The organism is Pseudomonas sp. EGD-AK9 (genome assembly GCF_000465935.2).
Taxonomy (GTDB): domain Bacteria; phylum Pseudomonadota; class Gammaproteobacteria; order Pseudomonadales; family Pseudomonadaceae; genus Aquipseudomonas.
Map to the genome: position 1 here is coordinate 1 of NZ_AVOF01001003.1, position 514 is coordinate 514.

General features: G+C 71.0%; 2 pseudogenes. Both read left to right on the plus strand.

The annotated features are described in order from the left end of the window. Positions 1-175 (plus strand): annotated as a pseudogene (locus tag N878_RS29810) (stage II sporulation protein M); the annotation flags it as partial. Next, a pseudogene (locus N878_RS26265) lies at positions 162-514 on the plus strand (DUF4129 domain-containing protein); the annotation flags it as partial. The pseudogenes N878_RS29810 and N878_RS26265, both read left to right, overlap by 14 nt.

Sequence of the window (514 nt, forward strand, 5' to 3'; positions counted from 1 at the left end):
GCAGCTGGTCGCCGGGGTGATCCTGTTCCTCCTGCTGGCGGCCTTTATCGAGGCCTTCTGGTCGTCCACCACCTTCGCCAGCCCGACCATCAAGTACACGGTTGGCGCCGGGCTGTGGGCGCTGGTGCTGGGCTACCTGCTGCTGGCCGGACGGAGGCAGCATGCGCCTGACTGAAGCCAGCGTCGCCATCCGCCCGCGCACCGCCTGGGAAGCCATCGACCTCGGCGTGCTGCTCGCCCGCCGCCACGCCGGCCTGCTGATGGCCAGCTGGGCGCTGCTCACCCTGCCGCTGTTCGCCCTGCTCTGCGCGCTGCTCTGGCAGTACCCGGGCTGGGCGATCTTCCTGTTCTGGTGGCTCAAGCCGGCGTACGAGCGGCTGCCGTTGTACATCCTGTCGCAGGCGCTGTTCGGCAACGTGCCGACGCTGAAGCAGGCCCTGCGCGCCCTGCCGCGGCTGCTCGGGCCGCAGCTGCTGGCCAGCCTGACCTGGCGCCGGCTGAGTCCGACGCGCAG